Annotated in this window: 21 protein-coding genes and 1 pseudogene; 21 read left to right on the top strand and 1 reads right to left on the bottom strand. The window is 42.0% G+C overall.

What is annotated here, in order from left to right; translation table 11 throughout:
• Positions 1 to 5 precede the first annotated feature (5 nt).
• From DOZ58_RS04400 to DOZ58_RS04305, 21 genes are all read left to right on the top strand, one after another.
• Complete coding sequence (locus tag DOZ58_RS04400) at positions 6 to 1,202, top strand: phage major capsid protein (RefSeq protein ID WP_111887195.1); 1,197 nt, start codon at positions 6 to 8, stop codon at positions 1,200 to 1,202.
• Between the two features lie 3 nt (positions 1,203 to 1,205).
• Positions 1,206 to 1,418 (top strand): Head fiber protein, encoded by a 213-nt coding sequence (locus tag DOZ58_RS04395; RefSeq protein WP_111887194.1) that lies wholly within the window; start codon positions 1,206 to 1,208, stop codon positions 1,416 to 1,418.
• 16 nt (positions 1,419 to 1,434) lie between these two features.
• Positions 1,435 to 1,740, top strand: coding sequence for a head-tail connector protein (locus DOZ58_RS04390; RefSeq protein ID WP_111887193.1), 306 nt, complete (start codon positions 1,435 to 1,437; stop codon positions 1,738 to 1,740).
• 1 nt (position 1,741) lies between these two features.
• Positions 1,742 to 2,074 (top strand): head-tail adaptor protein, encoded by a 333-nt coding sequence (locus tag DOZ58_RS04385; RefSeq protein ID WP_111887192.1) that lies wholly within the window; start codon positions 1,742 to 1,744, stop codon positions 2,072 to 2,074.
• Entirely contained in the window at positions 2,067 to 2,498 is a 432-nt protein-coding gene (locus DOZ58_RS04380; protein ID WP_111887191.1) for an HK97-gp10 family putative phage morphogenesis protein, read from the top strand. Before DOZ58_RS04385 ends, DOZ58_RS04380 begins: the two co-directional genes overlap by 8 nt.
• Positions 2,495 to 2,839: a hypothetical protein gene (locus DOZ58_RS04375; protein WP_111887190.1), complete on the top strand. Its 345-nt coding sequence runs from the start codon at positions 2,495 to 2,497 to the stop codon at positions 2,837 to 2,839. The genes DOZ58_RS04380 and DOZ58_RS04375 overlap by 4 nt, the downstream gene beginning before the upstream one ends.
• Entirely contained in the window at positions 2,839 to 3,417 is a 579-nt protein-coding gene (locus tag DOZ58_RS04370; RefSeq protein WP_111887189.1) for a major tail protein, read from the top strand. Before DOZ58_RS04375 ends, DOZ58_RS04370 begins: the two co-directional genes overlap by 1 nt.
• Entirely contained in the window at positions 3,414 to 3,815 is a 402-nt protein-coding gene (locus DOZ58_RS04365) for a hypothetical protein (RefSeq protein ID WP_111887188.1), read from the top strand. The genes DOZ58_RS04370 and DOZ58_RS04365 overlap by 4 nt, the downstream gene beginning before the upstream one ends.
• Positions 3,791 to 4,000, top strand: coding sequence for a hypothetical protein (locus tag DOZ58_RS19245; RefSeq protein ID WP_111887187.1), 210 nt, complete (start codon positions 3,791 to 3,793; stop codon positions 3,998 to 4,000). Before DOZ58_RS04365 ends, DOZ58_RS19245 begins: the two co-directional genes overlap by 25 nt.
• A gap of 56 nt (positions 4,001 to 4,056) precedes the next feature.
• Positions 4,057 to 6,348, top strand: coding sequence for a phage tail protein (locus tag DOZ58_RS04355; protein ID WP_111887186.1), 2,292 nt, complete (start codon positions 4,057 to 4,059; stop codon positions 6,346 to 6,348).
• On the top strand, positions 6,348 to 6,728 hold the full coding sequence (locus DOZ58_RS04350) for a hypothetical protein (RefSeq protein ID WP_111887185.1): 381 nt from the start codon (positions 6,348 to 6,350) through the stop codon (positions 6,726 to 6,728). The genes DOZ58_RS04355 and DOZ58_RS04350 overlap by 1 nt, the downstream gene beginning before the upstream one ends.
• Before the next feature lie 10 nt (positions 6,729 to 6,738).
• Positions 6,739 to 7,872 (top strand): phage tail spike protein, encoded by a 1,134-nt coding sequence (locus DOZ58_RS04345; protein WP_111887184.1) that lies wholly within the window; start codon positions 6,739 to 6,741, stop codon positions 7,870 to 7,872.
• A gap of 7 nt (positions 7,873 to 7,879) precedes the next feature.
• Positions 7,880 to 8,845 (top strand): hypothetical protein, encoded by a 966-nt coding sequence (locus tag DOZ58_RS04340; protein ID WP_111887183.1) that lies wholly within the window; start codon positions 7,880 to 7,882, stop codon positions 8,843 to 8,845.
• 23 nt (positions 8,846 to 8,868) lie between these two features.
• The gene (locus DOZ58_RS04335) at positions 8,869 to 10,362 is read left to right on the top strand and encodes a hypothetical protein (RefSeq protein ID WP_204355471.1); all 1,494 of its coding nucleotides are present in this window, start codon (positions 8,869 to 8,871) and stop codon (positions 10,360 to 10,362) included.
• On the top strand, positions 10,352 to 11,665 hold the full coding sequence (locus DOZ58_RS04330) for a kelch repeat-containing protein (RefSeq protein ID WP_111887181.1): 1,314 nt from the start codon (positions 10,352 to 10,354) through the stop codon (positions 11,663 to 11,665). Before DOZ58_RS04335 ends, DOZ58_RS04330 begins: the two co-directional genes overlap by 11 nt.
• Positions 11,666 to 11,717: 52 nt before the next feature.
• Positions 11,718 to 12,206 (top strand): phage holin family protein, encoded by a 489-nt coding sequence (locus DOZ58_RS04325; RefSeq protein WP_111887180.1) that lies wholly within the window; start codon positions 11,718 to 11,720, stop codon positions 12,204 to 12,206.
• A gap of 58 nt (positions 12,207 to 12,264) precedes the next feature.
• Complete coding sequence (locus DOZ58_RS19240; RefSeq protein ID WP_371414193.1) at positions 12,265 to 12,690, top strand: RNA polymerase subunit sigma-70; 426 nt, start codon at positions 12,265 to 12,267, stop codon at positions 12,688 to 12,690.
• Positions 12,687 to 12,842, top strand: a complete 156-nt coding sequence (locus DOZ58_RS19235) for an SHOCT domain-containing protein (protein ID WP_371414192.1) — start codon at positions 12,687 to 12,689, stop codon at positions 12,840 to 12,842. The genes DOZ58_RS19240 and DOZ58_RS19235 overlap by 4 nt, the downstream gene beginning before the upstream one ends.
• Positions 12,843 to 12,906: 64 nt before the next feature.
• Positions 12,907 to 14,211 (top strand): recombinase family protein, encoded by a 1,305-nt coding sequence (locus DOZ58_RS04315; protein ID WP_111887178.1) that lies wholly within the window; start codon positions 12,907 to 12,909, stop codon positions 14,209 to 14,211.
• Positions 14,208 to 15,818 (top strand): recombinase family protein, encoded by a 1,611-nt coding sequence (locus DOZ58_RS04310; RefSeq protein WP_111887177.1) that lies wholly within the window; start codon positions 14,208 to 14,210, stop codon positions 15,816 to 15,818. The genes DOZ58_RS04315 and DOZ58_RS04310 overlap by 4 nt, the downstream gene beginning before the upstream one ends.
• 109 nt (positions 15,819 to 15,927) lie before the next feature.
• Complete coding sequence (locus DOZ58_RS04305) at positions 15,928 to 16,353, top strand: uroporphyrinogen decarboxylase family protein (RefSeq protein ID WP_111887176.1); 426 nt, start codon at positions 15,928 to 15,930, stop codon at positions 16,351 to 16,353.
• Positions 16,354 to 16,381: 28 nt separating this feature from the next.
• Here DOZ58_RS04305 and DOZ58_RS04295 read toward each other — a convergent pair.
• Positions 16,382 to 17,887, bottom strand: a pseudogene (locus tag DOZ58_RS04295) (IS5 family transposase).
• Positions 17,888 to 18,455: the final 568 nt, after the last annotated feature.

Genomic DNA, 18,455 nt, shown 5'->3' with positions numbered 1-18,455 from the left:
AAACCATGAATAAAATTTTAGAATTACGTGAGAATCGAGCCAAAATCTGGGAAGATGCAAAGAAATTCCTGGATGAAAAAAGAAATCAGGACGGCTTATTAGCTGCTGCTGATATTGAAATCTATGAAAAAATGGAAACGGATGTTGTAAATCTGGGAAAAGAAATTGACCGCCTTGAGCGTCAACAGGCCATGGATCTAGAGTTTGCCAAGCCGATTAATACCCCAATTACCGAAAAACCTGCAGGACTTCCTGAAGCCAAAACCGGACGGGGTAGTGATGAGTATTCACAGTCCTTCTGGAATGCCATGCGCAATAAAAGCCTGAGCTTTGAAATCTCTAACGCATTGCAAATTGGGAGTGACAGTGAAGGGGGATATCTGGTTCCAGATGAATTCGAACGGACCCTGGTGGAAGGTTTGGAAGAAGAAAATATTTTCAGAACCCTGGCCAAAGTGATTACTACTGCCAGCGGAGATCGTAAAATCCCAGTTGTTGCTTCAAAAGGATCCGCATCGTGGATTGAAGAAGAAGGGGCAACTCCAGAGAGTGATGATTCTTTTGGACAGGTTTCCATCAGTGCTTATAAGCTGGGAACATTGCTTAAAGTGTCTGAAGAACTCCTGAATGATTCCGTCTTTAACCTGGAATCCTACATCGCCAAGGAGTTTTCACGACGAATTGGGGCAAAGGAAGAAGAAGCTTTCTTTATTGGCGATGGCCTTGGTAAACCAACCGGGATTTTTAATGCGACAGGTGGCGCAGAGGAAGGGGTAACCGCTGCCAGCGCAACAGCCATCACCGTTGATGAGATCATGGATCTCTATTATTCGCTTAAATCCCCGTACCGAAAAAACGCAAACTTCATTTTAAATGATGCTACCATCAAAGCCATTCGAAAACTGAAAGACGGGAATGGCAATTATATCTGGCAACCATCAATCACTGCCGGTACACCGGATACCATTCTTAATAGCCCAGTTAAAACATCGTCCTATGTTCCCACCATTGCAGCTGGCGCAAAGACTATCGCTTTCGGGGACTTTAGTTATTACTGGGTAGCCGATCGTCAGGGTCGTTCATTCAAACGACTTAATGAACTTTATGCCACCACCGGACAGGTAGGATTCATGGCTACCCAGCGAGTGGACGGGAAACTGATTCTTCCTGAAGCCATTAAAATCTTGAAACAGAAGGCGTAAAAAATGAGCTATACAACTAAAAACTATACTGAGCAGGGCGGCGCAAAGACCGTCATTGGCGGTACCCTCGAAATCAAAGAAGGTGCTCTTTTATTGGGAATGCCCCAGGCTGATTTTCAGGCAGACAGTACTGCTGCAACTGTCACAGAGTTGGTAACGGATTTTAATGCTCTGCTATCAAAACTAAAATCAGCCGGCCTAATGAAAACGGAATAAGAATTGAGGTGGATGGATGCTGTTAGAAAAAGTTAAAGCCAATCTGATACTTGAACATGATGAAGATGATGCCCTGCTGGAAGAACTGATTTTGACCGCGGTATCATATGCAGAAAGCTATCAAAAAAAAGAAGATGGTTATTATTCGCAAAACGATATGCATCCTACCACTGAACGGGCGGTCATTATGTTGTCATCTCATTTCTACGAGAGCCGGGATGGCAGCACCGCCGGATTTTTTTCTGATAATATCCAGGCCAGTAATCAGGTATGGATGGTTGTGAATCGGCTTTTGGATCTCAATAAAGACTGGAAGGTGTAGGATGAGTTTTGGAAAAATGAAAACCCAAATTGATCTGATTACTCTTGAACCCATTAAAGATGAACAAGGTTTTGCAACAACCGGTGAAACAATCGTTTCATCAGTTAGAGCTTACAAAGAAGATCGTAATGGGAATGAAAGCTGGAAAAATCGGGCAGTATTCTCGAAAGCTTCAGCACTTTTTCGATTCAGGGCTATTCCGAGTCTTACGGTAACAACCAATATGATAATTGCCTGTGAAAGCGGTCGGTACAACATTATTTCAGTAGAAAACGTGAAAGGTCGAGGGATGTATCTGGAAGTCCTGTGTGAAAAGGTGGAAGTAAGTGGCTAAAATTGAACTTAAAATGCCGGAAGATTTTCTGTTAAAGGTTTCCAAGCTGGCAGAAAAAACAGATGAAATTCTGCCAGAAGTTTTAGAAGCCGGTGGGGAAGTCGTGCTTGAAAAAGTCAAACAAAACCTCAGTGCGGTTGTAGGCGATGAAGTCAAACAAAAGAGTCGAGCAACCGGAGAACTGGAAAAAGCACTGGGGATGTCACCGGTCAAGAAAGACCATCAAGGGGATTACAACTTAAAAATCGGTTTCTCAGAACCTAGAACCGATGGCGAAAGCAATGCTAAGATTGCTAATATTTTGGAGTTCGGAAAAAGTGGGCAGCCGCCTAAACCCTTTTTAAAACCAGCCAAATCAAAATCCCGCAAAGCCTGCATTGAAGCCATGAAAAATAAACTTGAAAGTGAGGTGTCAAAGCCATGAATGCGCTGATAGAACTAAACCAGATTTTTAGTGATCTTAACATCTCGGCTGAAACCGGGAAATTTTCTAATGAAGCGCCATATGAATATCTGGTCGTTACCCCACTTACAGATGATTTTACCTTATTCGGAGATGATAAGCCGCTTCGAACCATTGAGGAGGTGCGCATTTCCATTTTTTGCAAGGAGAATTACAATGCATTAAAAAACCGGCTCTTAAAAAGCCTTTTGGCATCTGACTTTGTCATTACCAGTCGGCATTATGTCGGGCATGAAGATGACACCGGCTATTATCATTATGCCATTGATGTGGCAAAAGATTATGAATTGGAGGAAAACTAATGGCACAAATTGGACTAAAATATCTCATTTGTTCAAAGCTGACTGAAACAGAATCCGCTGCTACCTATTCAGATGGCCGTGTAATGGCTTATGCGATCAAGGCTGAAATGAACATCGAGATTAATGAAGGGGTGCTGCGTGGTGATGATCGTATCATTGAGAATATCAAAGAATTCAAATCCGGAAAATTGACCCTTAATGGGGATCATCTGGACTATGAAACAAGGGCTTTGATTCTTGGACACACCCTGTCAACCATTGATTCAACGACGAATAAGCAATTGACCTCAAAAGGATCGGATGATGGATCTTTTGTGGGGGTTGGCTTTTATGCCACCAGTATTAAAAATAATGTTCGTGGCTTTCGAGCCATCTGGCTGACTAAAGTGAAGTTTGGTGTGCCTTCAGAAAGTATGGAAACCCGTGGAGAATCCATTAACTTTCAGACACCGACTATTGAAGGTACCATCTCAACCAATGTTTTGGATGTCTGGAAAGAAGAAGCAACCTTTCCAACGGAAGCTGAAGCCAAAACCTGGTTGGATACTATGGCAAGTATTGGAGGAACTGAAGGATGATAAACGATGATAGAAGTGCGGTAGTTAGAATTGGCGGTGTCGACTATCCACTGACATTTACTACCAAAGCAACCAAGGAAATCGCCAAACGCTATGGTGGTCTTGCAAATCTTGGAGAAACCCTGATGAAATCAGAAAACTTTGAGATGGCATTAGATGAAGTCATTTGGCTGATCACTTTGCTGGCTAATCAGAGTATCCTGATTCACAATCTTCAGAATGAAGATAAGAGATCCTTACTGACTGAAGAAACTGTTGAACTTTTAACCACACCCTTGGAGCTTTCTGATTATAAAAATGCGATTACCGAAGCCATGGTTAAAGGAACTAAAAGAAATATCGAAAGCGAAACACCCATAGCGGATGGTGGACAATTAAAAAACGCCAAAGTCGAGTAGATGATGAAGTTTTATTTACTCGACTTTTATATTATGGCACGGTGCATCTAAACCGTACTGAAAATGAAGTATGGCTGATGCCTTTGGGGCAGCTACTCGATTTGTGGACCTGCCACAAGCAGTTCCTAGGAATCAAGAAGCCTCAACGAGAATGGACCATTGATGAAATTATTCCAGAAATTTAGTGAATTACCATCGAATTGATGTTTTTTTTACGCCCAAAATCAGGAGGTGATCAATATTGGCAGATAATTTCGGCTTGAAAATTGGCATTGAAGGCGAAAAAGAATTTAAGAATGCGCTGCAGGATATCAATCGAACATTCAAAGTTTTAGGCAGCGAAATGAAACTGATGGAATCCCAGTTTGATAAACAGGATCAGAGCCTTGAAGCAGTAACCGCCAGAAATGAACAGCTAAATAAAGCCATTGATGCCCAAAAGGACAAGATCAAAACCCTTGAAAAGGCACTTGATAATGCTGCTACCTCCTTTGGTGAAAATGATCGCCGGACACAAAACTGGGTGATTCAGCTTAATAACGCCAAGGCCCATCTCAATAAGCTTGAAAATGAAGTCAACAAAAATGAAAAAGCCCTGGATGGGCTTGAAGATGGCTTTAATGATGCCGAGCGCCAAGCTGGTCAATTTGAAAAGGCCATTGACCGGGCAGGTAACCAGGCCGATAATTCTTCAAATAAATTTAGTTCGCTCGGCGGGATCCTAAAAGGGGTTGGCATTGCCATGGGATCAGCTTTTGTCGCCGTTGGCGCGGCGGCGGTTTCTTCTGCTAAATCCCTAACGGATATGACTGTCGGTGCTGCTGCTTATGCTGATGAAATGATCACCACTTCTACTGTTGCCGGGGTATCGGTTGAGAGCCTTCAGGCCTATCAGTATGCGGCTGAACTGGTGGATGTTTCCATGGAAACTCTGACCGGCTCCATGGCCAAACAAACAAGGTCCATGTCTTCAGCCCGGGATGGTTCTGCAGATATGATTGCTGCTTATGAACGTTTGGGTGTTTCTGTATCAAACGCCGATGGGACGCTTCGAAACGGTGAAGATGTCTATTGGGAAACAATCGATGCGCTTGGCCGAATGGAAGAAGGTGCTGAGCGTGATGCTCTGGCCATGGAGATTTTTGGACGATCCGCCCAGGAATTAAATCCCCTGATTGCTCAAGGCTCAGCTGGTATTGCTGAACTAACCGATGAAGCCAAACAAATGGGGGCTGTGATGAGTGATGAAACCATTGCTCAGCTTGGCAAATTTGATGATACTCTGCAGCGCTTGAACGCTGGCAGTTCAGCTGCTAAAAACGCGCTTGGGACAGTCCTACTTCCACAACTGCAACTCCTTGCTGACGATGGCGTTACCCTTCTTGGTGAATTTACCAAAGGACTCCAGGAAGCGGGTGGCGATTTTGATAAAATTTCTGAAGTGATCGGCGAGACGGTCGGCGGACTGGCAAATATGTTTCTGCAGAATATGCCTCAGGTCATTGAGGTTGGCATGGAGATTGTTGGAGCCATTGGAGGAGCAATGCTTGAGAACCTGCCAATGCTCATCGATACCGCCAATCAACTTATTTTTACATTACTCGAAGGTTTATTAGAAGCTCTTCCACAGCTAACGGATGGGGCACTCCAACTAGTCCTCTCACTGGTTCAGGGGATTCTTGATAATCTGCCAGCAATTCTTGAAAGCGCTATGGTGATGGTTGCAACCTTAATTGAGGGGATTGCTCAGGCGCTGCCGGAGCTAGTACCTGAGATTGTTGAATGTGTCATGCTGATGGCCCAAACCCTGATTGATAATGCTGGCTTACTGCTTGAAGCAGCCTTAGCCCTCATCACTGGTTTGGCACAGGGATTGATTAATGCCTTACCGATTTTAATTGAAGCGCTGCCGCAGCTGATTGAATCTTTTATCAACTATTTTGTTTCCAACCTTCCTCTGGTGATTGAAACAGGAATTAACCTGATCATCGCCTTAATTACAGGCCTGATTACAGCCATTCCCAAACTCATCGAAGCCTTACCACAGATTATCATTGCTTTGGTAAAAGGATTTGGTCAGGCCGTTGAAGCCATTTATGATGTTGGCATTAACCTGGTTAAAGGTTTATGGAACGGGATTGTCTCAATGGGGCAATGGATTAAAGAAAAAGTAAAAGGTTTCTTTGGCGGGGTGGTCGACAATGTCAAAGATCTTTTAGGCATTCATTCTCCGTCAACCGTCTTTGAGGACATTGGTGAAAATATGGGGGCAGGTGTTGGCATCGGTTTTGTGAATGCTATGGATAAAGTTGCAACTGATATGCTTCAGGCCGTCCCGACCACTTTGGATGTCAATATGCAAACCGGATCAAGCAGGTCAACCAGTCAGGCAATTGAAGCGACTGGCGCAGGGAATGTTCCACCCATCTATATTTACACGACTGTTGAACTGGATAAAAAAGCCGTTGGCCATTCCTTGACCCCAATTGTTTCTAAAGACCTGGCATTTAGTTTACGGGGAGGTAAAATCTGATGGCTGTTTGTGAAATTGAAAATAGTAGTGGAGCCGTTTTACTGGAAAGTTTCAACGCTTCCTATGCCAGTTCCCAGTATGCACCGGGTGATTACAAACCTTCATACTTCTGGCCAGAAAATGCAGACCTTCCTATCTACTTTGATTCAAAAGAAGATTTTAGTCAGCTCACATTGGTCTGTTATTTTAAGAATGCCAAGCTTTCGGATATTGAAGCCCTTAAAAAGGTGCTTAAGAAGTGTGTGATCACCATCAATAATCATTTACTTGATGGCAGACAGTTTGACTGTATGTTAATTGGCACTCAAATATCAGCCATCTCAACACATCATTACAGCGCTATTTTTACATTTGATTGCCTAATACTTTCAGTGACCTAAGGAGCAATTTATGAATCTATATAATCAAAGCGGTCTCTTAATCGGAGAATTAAGCCAGTATAGAGAATTGTATCTCACTGAGCTTCTTCAAACCGGTCAAGATACCCTTTCTTTTGAAATTTATATTAGACACCCCCTTTATAAATATCTGGTTGAAGAAAATCTGATTCTGACTGACGAAAACCGATATGTGATCAAAAGTATTGATGAACGTGGACAAACCACTATTATTGGCTGCCAGCTGGATTTATCCGATCTTTCGGTTGACGGTTATTACAATTTCTTGATCGAAGATGCGACTTTGTCAATGGTCTTAAGCCAAGTTCTGGGAAGTCTCGGTTGGAGTTTTTCAGGTGCTAATATTTCCACAATTCAAAACTTTTCTTTTGAATCCGGAACAACCCTGGAACTGCTTGAGCAGGTAGAAAAGGCCTATGGAGTAGTTTTCAGATACGATTGTATTGGCAAAAATATCCAGGTTACTACCATTTCTGGTTACAGCAATAAAGGGGTTTATTTCTCCGATGAATTAAACGTCAAGGAATGTGAGCTTAGAGGAGATAGCTGCGATCTGGTGACCCGCCTTTATGCCTTTGGCAAAGAAGGTCTTACTTTCGAAGAGATTAACTCTGGCCGCGCTTATGTAGACAACTTCCAGTATACCTCCAAAGTGATCACACATGTATGGGTTGATACACGTTATGAAATAGCTGAAGAACTCTTGGCTGCGGCTACTAAAAAGATAGAAGCTTTATCAATTCCCAATCGGGTTTATACTGCATCAGTTGTCGATCTGGCCAGTCTTTTGCCAGATCAATATGGAGATTTATCTATCTCCATTGGTGATAAGGTAACGCTGATTGACCGGATTCGTGGGATTGAGATTGAACACCAGATTGTTAAGCTGATTACTTATCCGGATTCCCCCGAAAAGAATGTAGCTGAGTTGGGCCGGATTTCAACCGATTTTGAATCGACTATCACTAAGCTAAAGAATGAAGAAATCAAAGAAGTCGTGGATGATACTGTGCCTGAAGCAGTTGATACTTATATTTCGGAACATTACGGCAAATGGGTCTGTGTAGAAGAATACCCGGAAGTGATGGAAGACAATACCCTATATTTAAAATACGTTTCTAAGTGAGGCAAAGATGGGAATACGATTTAATAACCGTGAGATTGGAAGCCTATATGCCAATGGACATAACATTATTGAAGCCATGATAAATGGGCGGATTGTCTGGCCAGAAGAAGAATATCACTGGCAGCCTAATGCAGATATGGTCTGGGCCAGAAGCCAGTGGGAAGCATTGTCAGGCGGTCAATCCGGTTATCTCAGAATGCATTATTCTACAGATCTGGTTAATGACATATTTTTCGATGTGGGAACGGTCGTTACTTCAGATGGTTCCACATACGAGCTTAATTGGGATAATGTACCAGCTGATCATATTTGGGATTATTCAAATAGTCGTCAAAGTGAAGTATATCCCGAGACAAAAGTTGTCTGGACGATGTTTTTTCCAAGCGAATCATATGTGTACCCTCATGAACTTGAAACCGGTGAAAGTTATTACTGCTTTGATGGCATTGATTTCGAATGGACAAACTTGCTGTGGACCGATATTGCCTATTTTGATTTGTTAAACGGTGCAACACCGTATTTCGATTCGAGCTTAGATGAATATCCGAGAGGATTTTTTATTGGTTGCGAAAAACTTCAAGCTATTCCCAACGAATTTAATTTTAAGCTAAGTGCCTATCGAATTGAAACAATTTTTTCAGAATGTTATTCATTGATTTCTGTTCCTTATTTAGATTTAGAAAATGCTTATTGGGGAATAGGAATGTTTGATTTCACAAGTAGACTAAGAGAACTCAATTTAGTCAATATAAATGTAGCAATTGATTTGACTCCCTGCCCAAACTTAACAAAATCCAGTTTAATAAATGTCCTCCATGGATTAATGGATAGAACCGGACAGGAAACACTGCAAATCGGATTTGGAGCAACTAATCTTTTAAAACTTACACAGAGTGATTTGAATATAGCTACTATTAAAAACTGGGAAGTTGTAGAAACTGTTACTGAATGGCCGGAATGGCCGGAATATTAAATGAATAATGGAGGTTGATGAAAATGAAAATATACAAAGTTACTATCAAAGATAAAGCACTTATTTATGATGCCATTCGCATCAGCCAGTATGATCATCAGGTTCAGTGTCTAGAGTTTTCGATCCCTTTAGTAAACGATGGACTCAATGTTGAAGACTTCAATATTCATGTCGAGACTCAGATTGGCAGCCATACTGACCGGATTCTGATGCGGCCAGAAATCTCAGATAATGTGATCAGTTTTAAATGGCTTTTAACAGCTACGGTTACTCAATTTTCTGGACGATTGGCATTTGAAATCCAGTTAGAATGTAAAACAGATCCAGACATTTCAGTCTGGCAGAGCGCAAAGGGCTTGATTCAAATAACACAATCCATCAATGGTGAATCCCAGGAACTTATCGGTCCATCATTGCTGACTCAATGGGAGCAGCAAATGTTAAGTCTTTCAGAAACTGCAGAACAAGCCAGTGAAGAAGCACTTCTCATTGTAGAGCGCGCCGACGCAGGAGAATTTATTGGTGAAAAGGGCGATGCTGGTCCACAGGGGATGCCTGGTGAAGCTGGTCCTCAAGGAAATCCTGGAATTCAGGGATTAACAGGTGCAACAGGGCCACCGGGAGAAACTGGTGCACAAGGTCCAAAAGGGGATCAAGGAGAGACCGGTATTCAAGGTCCCACAGGTCCAACAGGCGACAAAGGTGTTCAAGGAGATACAGGTATCCAAGGACCTGCTGGTGAGAAAGGCGAACAGGGAATTCAGGGACAACAGGGACTAACCGGAGAAACTGGTCCGCAAGGTGTACCTGGGATTCAAGGCCCAAAAGGCGATCAAGGCGAGCCTGGTGTTCAAGGTCCTATTGGTGAAAAAGGTGACCAAGGGATTCAGGGGCTCCAAGGATTAACAGGTGAAACTGGACCGCAGGGTGAAACAGGCTTACAGGGTCCAAAAGGAGATCAAGGCGATCAGGGTGAGCCCGGTATTCAAGGTCCTGCTGGAGAAAAAGGTGATCCGGGAATTCAAGGCTTAACTGGTGAAACTGGACCACAAGGTGAAATGGGCTTACAGGGGCCTAAAGGCGATCAGGGTGATCCTGGTATCCAAGGGCCTGCTGGTGAAAAAGGAGAGCAAGGGCTCCAAGGTTTAACTGGTGTGACTGGACCACAAGGTGAAACCGGATTACAGGGGCCGAAAGGAGATCAAGGCGATCCTGGGATTCAAGGCCCTGCCGGTGAAAATGGTGCACAAGGCGAACAAGGACTTCAAGGATTAACCGGTGAAGCTGGTCCACAGGGTGAAACCGGCGCATTAGGCCCAAAAGGGGACCAGGGTGATACCGGTCCAGCTGGTTATTCGCCGGTAAAAGGCGTCGACTATTTCACGGAAGAAGACAAAGCTGAATGGTTTGACCCACTTGGCACCAGACTTTCTACAGTTGAATCAGGCCTTGAAACCATAACAACTCAAATTGGAACACTCAATGACCAACTGGAGGGAGCATTAAATGGCGAGTAATACCTTAAGTCAAAATATTAATCAGGTAATTGCTGATCTTTCAAATATTAAAACGTCTTTGATCGGAAAAGGTCAGTCTATCCCTGATGGAACACCTATAAGCAGCTACTCTGGAATCATCGACAGCTTACAGATTGGTACCAATGCCAGTGCTGAATTTAATATTCACTTTGGTGACACTGCTCCTGAAGATCTGACAAAACTTTGGGTTAAAACCTCGCTTCCACCCAATATTATTATCAATACCGATATCAGTACCGTTTTAAATGAGGCAACATTAGTTAATCCTGTCGCCACAGCAGATAGTGTGATTTGCAGTGGACGGAATTTAAGTGCAGAAAGAATTGATGAAAAAGTCTACCTTTTCGGTGGATATGATGAGAGTCCAGAAATTCTAATCTATGATCTGATCACCTGTCTGACGACTTCAAGCGGTGTCAGTATGCCAACCGATAGAATTTACCAGCACGCTACCGGACAACTTGACGATGAAATTTTTCTGATCGGTGGCCGGAATTCTTCTGGTGTTACCAATAAAGTTTATTGCTTTGATGTGATCGCAAACACTTTAAGCGATACCGGGTTAACAGTTCCGCTTAATGAAGGCTTTGGTTATCATGGCTTTGGCTTTGCAACAGTCGGGACTAAAATATATTTCTTCGGAGGCTATCAGACCACAAGTTCCTCATCAATAGTTGAAACTGCTTTTTGCTTTGATATGGAAACAAAAGTATTCTCAGCAATTTCTGAATGGCCATATGGTGATAGTGCTTTGATGTCCTGTGTTGTCATTGAAACAGATATTTTTATTTGTGGTGGATACGGCACGACTTCCACCAAAATTGTGAAATATGATACATTAACTGGGGCCTATCTGACTGTAGCAACAATGCCTGCAAGCATTATTTATTGTCAGGCGGTCAGTATTGGAACAGATATTTATGTATTTTATGAATATGGCATTTATAAATTTGATTCGGTCACAAGCGAAGTGACAACCATTACGACTGAAAGTGTTCAGCGATATCGACAGGGTTTTATGCTCGCATATGGTCCAGATGTTTTATCATTCGGCGGCTATTACCTGACCAACCAGGTCGTTAAAATGGCTTGTGATGTAGAGCTTGAGCAGAACCATCTGCAGATTGCAAGTTTACGATCAGGTAAGAAGGTTGAGTTATTTAATCAAAACGGGATTGAACTTAAAATGCCGGTTTCGGATGTATTTAAAGGTAATTCGAACAATTTGGCTCAAAAAGTTGAAGCCTACTATTATGATAATGAACAGTGGAATTTAATTTAAGAACCTTCGGGTTCTTTTTTAAATATAGAAAATAATTTTAAGGAGAAAGAAAATGGAATATTTAGAAAAGTTGAAAGTTGTTGTTGTACTTGCTTTTACCGTTTTATCCGGCTGGTTAGGAATTCTTGCCATTCCGGTTTTACTGCTGTTTGTCCTCGCATCATTCGATTATGTGACCGGGTTGATGGCCGCAAAGTATCGGGGAGACAAGGTTTCTAGTTATAAAGGATTTCGAGGAATTATGAAAAAAGTCTGTCTGTTTTATCTGATTGCTGTTGGGGCAATTCTTGATTACACGCTTCTTTATGCCAGTCAGTATATTGGTGTAGATGCGCATGTCAATTTTGTCATCGCATCCTTTGTCGCGGTTTGGCTCATTTGTAATGAAATCATCAGCATTCTAGAAAATATGAAAGATATGAACGTCAAATTTCCAGCATTTCTAGAAAAACTGACCCAGAATATTCGTACCCAGATGGAGAATGAAACAGGCGCCCAAACAATTGATGAAAATGAAGACGGTGAAGATAATACAAAGTAATAGCGTTTTAGGAGGTTGTGATAACTAAATCACTGCCTTCTTTTTTTATGGGAGGCTTATGATGACAAATGAACAAAAGGACCAAATCCACGAACTTCGTATTCTTGGAATCAGTTATTCTAAGATTGCAGATGATCTTAATCTTTCAGAGAATACCGTCAAATCCTATTGTCGGCGACATAATCTAGGGAAAGACATGATTAAAAAGTCTACAGCTGTTCTAGATGAAAAAGATACCTGCAAACAATGCGGTAAACCATTCAAACAGGAATCCAAAGGCAGGCATAAAAAGTTTTGCTCTGAAAACTGTCGAAGGCTTTGGTGGAAAACCAACGAATCACAAATCAAACGAAAATCCTATTATTCCCAGGTTTGCCTTGAATGTGGAAAAACCTTTAAAAGCTATGGAAACACTAAACGCAAGTTTTGCAGTCATGACTGTTATATCAAACATCGATTTGGAGAAAGGCCAGGTAATCAATGACAAAAGAACAGTTGGAGCAAGAAAAGAATTATCACATTTCGATGAGTATTTCAAAAGTATTGTTGACTGAAGGGCTGCTTACCGATGATGAATTCAAGCAAATAAAAGAGTGGTTACTTGAAAAATATTGTCCCATCATTTCTAGCTTATAATGGCTTAATAACTTGATTTGTATCAACATTCGAGGTAACATCACAGCTGGAAAGGAGTGGAATAATGCGAAAAATTATTAAAATTGAACCATCAGTGTTAAAACTGCCAGACAAAAAACGGGTAGCTGCTTACGCCAGAGTCAGTAGCGGAAAAGATGCGATGCTTCATTCATTGTCTACTCAGATCAGTCATTACAGTGAATTTATTCAAAACCATCCAGGCTGGGAGTACGTCGGTGTTTATGCAGATGAAGCCGCAACTGGAACCAAGGATAAGCGAGCAGAATTTCAAAAGCTTCTGGCTGATTGCAGAAATCATAAGATTGACCTGATTATTACCAAGTCAATCTCACGATTTGCCAGAAATACGTTAACCCTTTTAGAAGTAGTCCGGGAGCTCAGCAGTCTTGGCATTGAAGTCTATTTTGAAAAAGAAAATATCTATAGTTTAAGCGGGGATGGAGAGTTGATGCTCACTATCCTCGCTTCTTTTGCGCAGGCGGAAAGTCTTCAGGTTAGCGAGAACTGCAAATGGCGAATCAGAAAGGGCTTTCAGGAAGGCGAACTGGTTAATCTCAGATTCATGTACGGTTACCGGATTAGTAGAGATGGGATTGAGATTGCTGAGGACCAGGCTGAAATAGTATGCATGATTTTTGATGACTACCTGAGTGGCAAGGGCTTCAATCTGATTGCTAAAAAGCTAAGAAAAATGGATGTAGAAAAACTCAGAGGTGGCATATGGACGCCTGAAAGAGTTGGAGAAATATTAAAAAACGAGAAGTATGCTGGCAACTCGCTTGCTCAGAAAAAATACGTTTCAGACCACTTATCTAAAAAACTGGTCACTAATTGGGGCCAACTACCCAAGTATTATGCAGAAAACACCCATCCATCCATTATCGATCAGGAGACATTTGATAAAGCCCAAGAGATTCTTGCAAGCAGAAGAAAGTCTTCTGGTAAAAAGAAAAGGCCTGTATATCCCTTTACTCAAAAGATTGTCTGCGATAAATGTGGCAAACATTATAACCGGAAAGTAACCCATGGCTACACCTATTGGAATTGCCGAACCTATTTGCACTTTGGAAAATCAGTATGCCATACCATTCAGATTCCAGAAGAGATTCTCATGGATGTTTCTGCAGAAGTTTTGGGATTGGATCATTTTGATGAAGTGGTCTTTAGCGAAAAGATTAAAGAAATACGGGTACCGGATGACTTCAAGCTACTCTTTGTCTTTAATGATAACCAGATTTTAGAGAAAACCTGGAGTCATAAATCCAGAAAAGAAAGCTGGGATGAGAAGAAAAAACAGGAAGCCAGAGAACGACAAAGTCTGATAGTGGAAAGGGGAATGGCAAATTGAATGGTGCAAGAAATGTAAGATCAGTAACGGTTATTCCGGCAACACCTGAGTTATTCAATCAGATTGAAGAAGTTAATTCCCGAAAAAAGCGGGTGGCTGCATACGCCAGAGTATCCACTAATTTAGAAGAACAACAAAGCAGTTTTGAAGCTCAACTTGATTATTACACCAAGTATATCAAAGGTAAAGAAGAGTGGGATTTTGTAGAAGTCTATACGGATGAGGGTATTTCAGCAACCAGCACTAAAAGGCGAGATGGATTTAATCGTATGATAAAAGATGCTCTGGATGGCAAGATCGATTTAATTGTTACTAAATCAGTTTCACGATTTGCCAGAAATACGGTTGACACGCTGACAAATGTTCGATTACTGAAAGAAAAAAATATCGAAATTTACTTCGAGAAAGAAAATATTTATACCCTCGACAGCAAAGGGGAGCTATTAATCGCGATTATGTCAAGCTTGGCTCAAGACGAAAGCCGCTCAATATCCGAAAATGTGACTTGGGGGAAACGAAAGAGCTTTTCAGACGGAAATATTTCCTTACCTTACAAGAGTTTCCTAGGATATGTTAAAGGAGAGAATGGACTTCCGCAAATAGTTGAAGAAGAAGCAACGACCATACGACTTATTTATAAGCTCTTTCTGGAAGGCTACACCCCTTCAGCTATTGCCAAAAAATTGATGGCGTTAAAAATCCTTACCCCAACAAAAAGAGAAAAATGGTCAGTATCAACGGTGATTAGCATCCTTCAAAATGAGAAGTACAAGGGCGATGCAATATTGCAAAAACGCTATACGACGGACTTTTTAACTAAAAAAACAAAGACTAATGAAGGGGAAGTTCCCCAGTATTATGTCGAAAACAGCCACCCAGCGATCATTCCCCCAGAAACCTTTGGCTTGGTGCAGGAGGAGTTTGCCAGAAGAAAATCCAAAGGCGGTTATACAAGTAGTCAGAGTTGCTTCTCCACTCGAATTATTTGTGGCGATTGTGGCAGCGCATATGGCAGTAAAGTCTGGCACGCTGGCAGTAAATATCAGCGTATTGTTTGGCAGTGCAATCAAAAATTTAAACAAAAAGATAAATGTATCACGCCGCACTTGTACGATGAAACCATTAAAAAACTGTTCGTGGAGGTCATGAATCACCTCATCAAGAATAAAGCCGAGATTTTTGAGAATTACCGCCTTTTGATTGAGAAGCTAACCGATTCTCAGGACTTAAAAGAAGAACTGAAGCAAGTTGATGAAGATTGTAGCTCCATCGAAATGATGGTTGATGCCTTTGTCAACGAAAACACACGGATTGCGATGGACCAAGATGAGTACCAGCGCCGCTATAACGCTTATGCTGAGAGCTATGATAAACTTCGCAATCGCCATATGGCATTATCCGAGGAAATCAGAAAACGAAAAGCTCGAAAAAGCCAGATTCATGCCTTTCTGGATATCCTTGAACAGCAGGATCAGCTTCTCTCAGAGTTTGATGAAACCCTCTGGCGTCGGACTATTTTAGAGACGGTTGTTCTCTCCAAGGATGAAGTCAATTTCCGGTTTAAAGATGGAGCGGAGATAAAATGGCCAATGAAAGGAAATATTTAGTTGCAAGGCAAGCGTTTTAAACCAATTAATAGTGAAGGCATTACGCAAAATCTCTAAATACCGCATAATAGCACAAGCTGCTCAGTTTATACCTGATGTTTTTACCTACATGGATGATATTGCTTCAGTCATCAGTCCGATGATCTCACCTAATACCTACCGAGAACTGTTTAAAGAACATCATGCCAGAATTATTCAGGCGATCAAAGATAACGGAATGATTGCAAAACAACATATTTGTGAAAAATGGGATCTTCTGGTTGATGATTTTGTTGAGATTGGAATCCAGAGTTTCTTCCCAGCTCAGCCTTCCAATAATTTTCGAGCCATCCAGCAGAAATATCCGGAGTTTGTTATTCACGGTGGGGCTGACTCCCAGTCACCAATTTTTTCAACGGATATTACTTACGAAAAGGGAGCAGCTGAAGCTAAACGCTGCATTGATCAGTATGCAGGAAATGGCCGCTATATGGTTTACATTTCGTGTCCAGGCACGCCCAATGCGGCTCATCAAGGTTTTTTTGAAGAAGCCTGACGACTGGGCCATGAGATTTAAGTAGGGTTTACTGAACGGATTGAAATCCATAACCAGCAACCAAATTTACAGCTTGCATTAAGTCGATGAAACGAATCCAAAATTGAGACAAAAAGAACCGCATCCTCCGGTTCAGATTCATTACCAGAAACTGTAAAATAATGGCGCTTTTGGTTGTGTCCTCAAGTTTAGTTCTGACGAGGCCAAAGCCATATTTTCGTTTAGTGACACCATAAGAGCCTTCGATTGTGTTGCGCTCGCCATTATCGGCACGTTCCACTTGCTTAACTTCAGAAGATACCACTTTCGGTTTGCGCCCCAGCTTCGGGCCACTGATTCGAATGCCCCGAAGCTTCAGCCAGGCCAGGTTCTCACGGTTACGAAAGATTGAATCTGCCAACACCGCCTCCGGATAACAGCCAAAGCGCATCAGGTATTATAAAACCGCTTCCTGCAATAAAGTTCCTTCATTGAAACTCTCAAAGTCAAGCTTCTCAATGAAGGTATAGCCGTCAACAACGCTTGTCATTACTTTACACCCGAACTCAACGTCTGAGCCGGCTTTTCCTCTGAAAATTGGCAGGATGTGAGGTTGTGAGATGCTCACAATCCGGTTTGGGACAGAGTGCGTTTTCGTCTCATACATGGTGTTCTGTTGCTCATAAAGCTTTCGGATGGTCTCGAGTTCGCTGTGCTGGCGTTTTGTCAGAAGTTCGGCTCTGGCAGCGTCTTTCAGGTAAGTCTCGACGTATTCCAGATCCCGTTTCACATACCCCAGCTGTTTTCGAATTGCTTTACGGACTGTTTTGCTGCGCTTTTTGCGCTGCTTTTCGATGGACAGATAGTTTTTTCGGGCCCTATTGCGGTAAGTTCGGGGTTTGGCAACAAGAGCGATATCCGGCGTATGCAGAACGTCAATCATCATTTCAAGTTTTTCACGTGCCTCATTGAGAAGACGCAAATCGGTGGGAAAGCGGATATCACCTGGCGCACAGGTTGCATCAAGAATCAGTTTACCTTTCTTCGGGATATTAGAAAAGCTGATTTGACTTCCTTCATCGGATGGTTCTGATGGGCCGGGGGCATCGTGATGATCATCATCCTCGCCTTTGTCTTCTACAGCTTCAAACTCCTTCATGGCGATCATGTTGTTGATCTCCATGAGAATATCTGGCGTAAAGCGTTTTCTGAAGTGCGTGATCAGTGATGCATCAAATGGCGGGCGGGTATCTTCAAAACCGTCAAAGCCCAGAAAATACTGGAGATAGGGATTTTCCATCACCTGTAACGGCACTTCAGCATCAACCAGTTTTAAACGGGTCTGCAAAATCAGTGTTCCCAGAGCAACCCGGACTGAGAACGCTTCTTCGCCTCTCGTTGAAGATTTAAAGTTCCTGGCGTAGGCATCCTCAAAATCAGACCACGGAATCATCTCCGCCAGTTTGACCCAGCGGTTGTCTTTGTTAAGTTTTCCTCCGAAAGGAAGAAAGAAATCATCCGAAAACTTGATTTGGTCCGTCTTTCTGATATACATAAGGCACCTCCATCTGCAAGGGTTTTATGGTAAAAAAGTAATTATCTTTGCACTTATTATACTAAAAATATGCCTCAAAGTCAGCATTTAAGCGATTTTTGATTTGTTCAGTAAGCCCTATTTATGTTTTTGCTTTGTTACTGGATGGATAAAGTCCCAGCATGGTTTAGCTGTATTTAACGGTCTCAGCTTATTTTTGGGGGTATATTTTACGGCCGGTTACTACACTAAGGTCGGACCAATTGAAAACCCATACTGGGTTATTTTCACAAGTCTGATATGGGTTATAATAATGGGGTTATTTGGCTGGGTGTTAGGATGGATTAATGTTTCATTGACTTTTCCGGTCAAAGAAAAGTAAGTTCATACGAAGCGAATGATTAATTGCTTGAAAAACAAAGAACGATTGGCGAAACTCCAATCAACTTAGAGATTGCGATAAATACTGAGGAAGATCTGGTTTTGCCGGGTCTTTTTCCTTATAGACTTGAGTCTGTTTCGTACGCAAAGCGCGCGAAACAGTAAACCACTTATTATGTGATGAAATGTAAAAATTATAGGCATTAAT

The organism is Acetobacterium sp. KB-1 (assembly GCF_003260995.1).
Taxonomy (GTDB): Bacteria; Bacillota; Clostridia; order Eubacteriales; family Eubacteriaceae; genus Acetobacterium; species Acetobacterium carbinolicum.
This window is presented reverse-complemented; position numbering and strand designations above follow the sequence as displayed.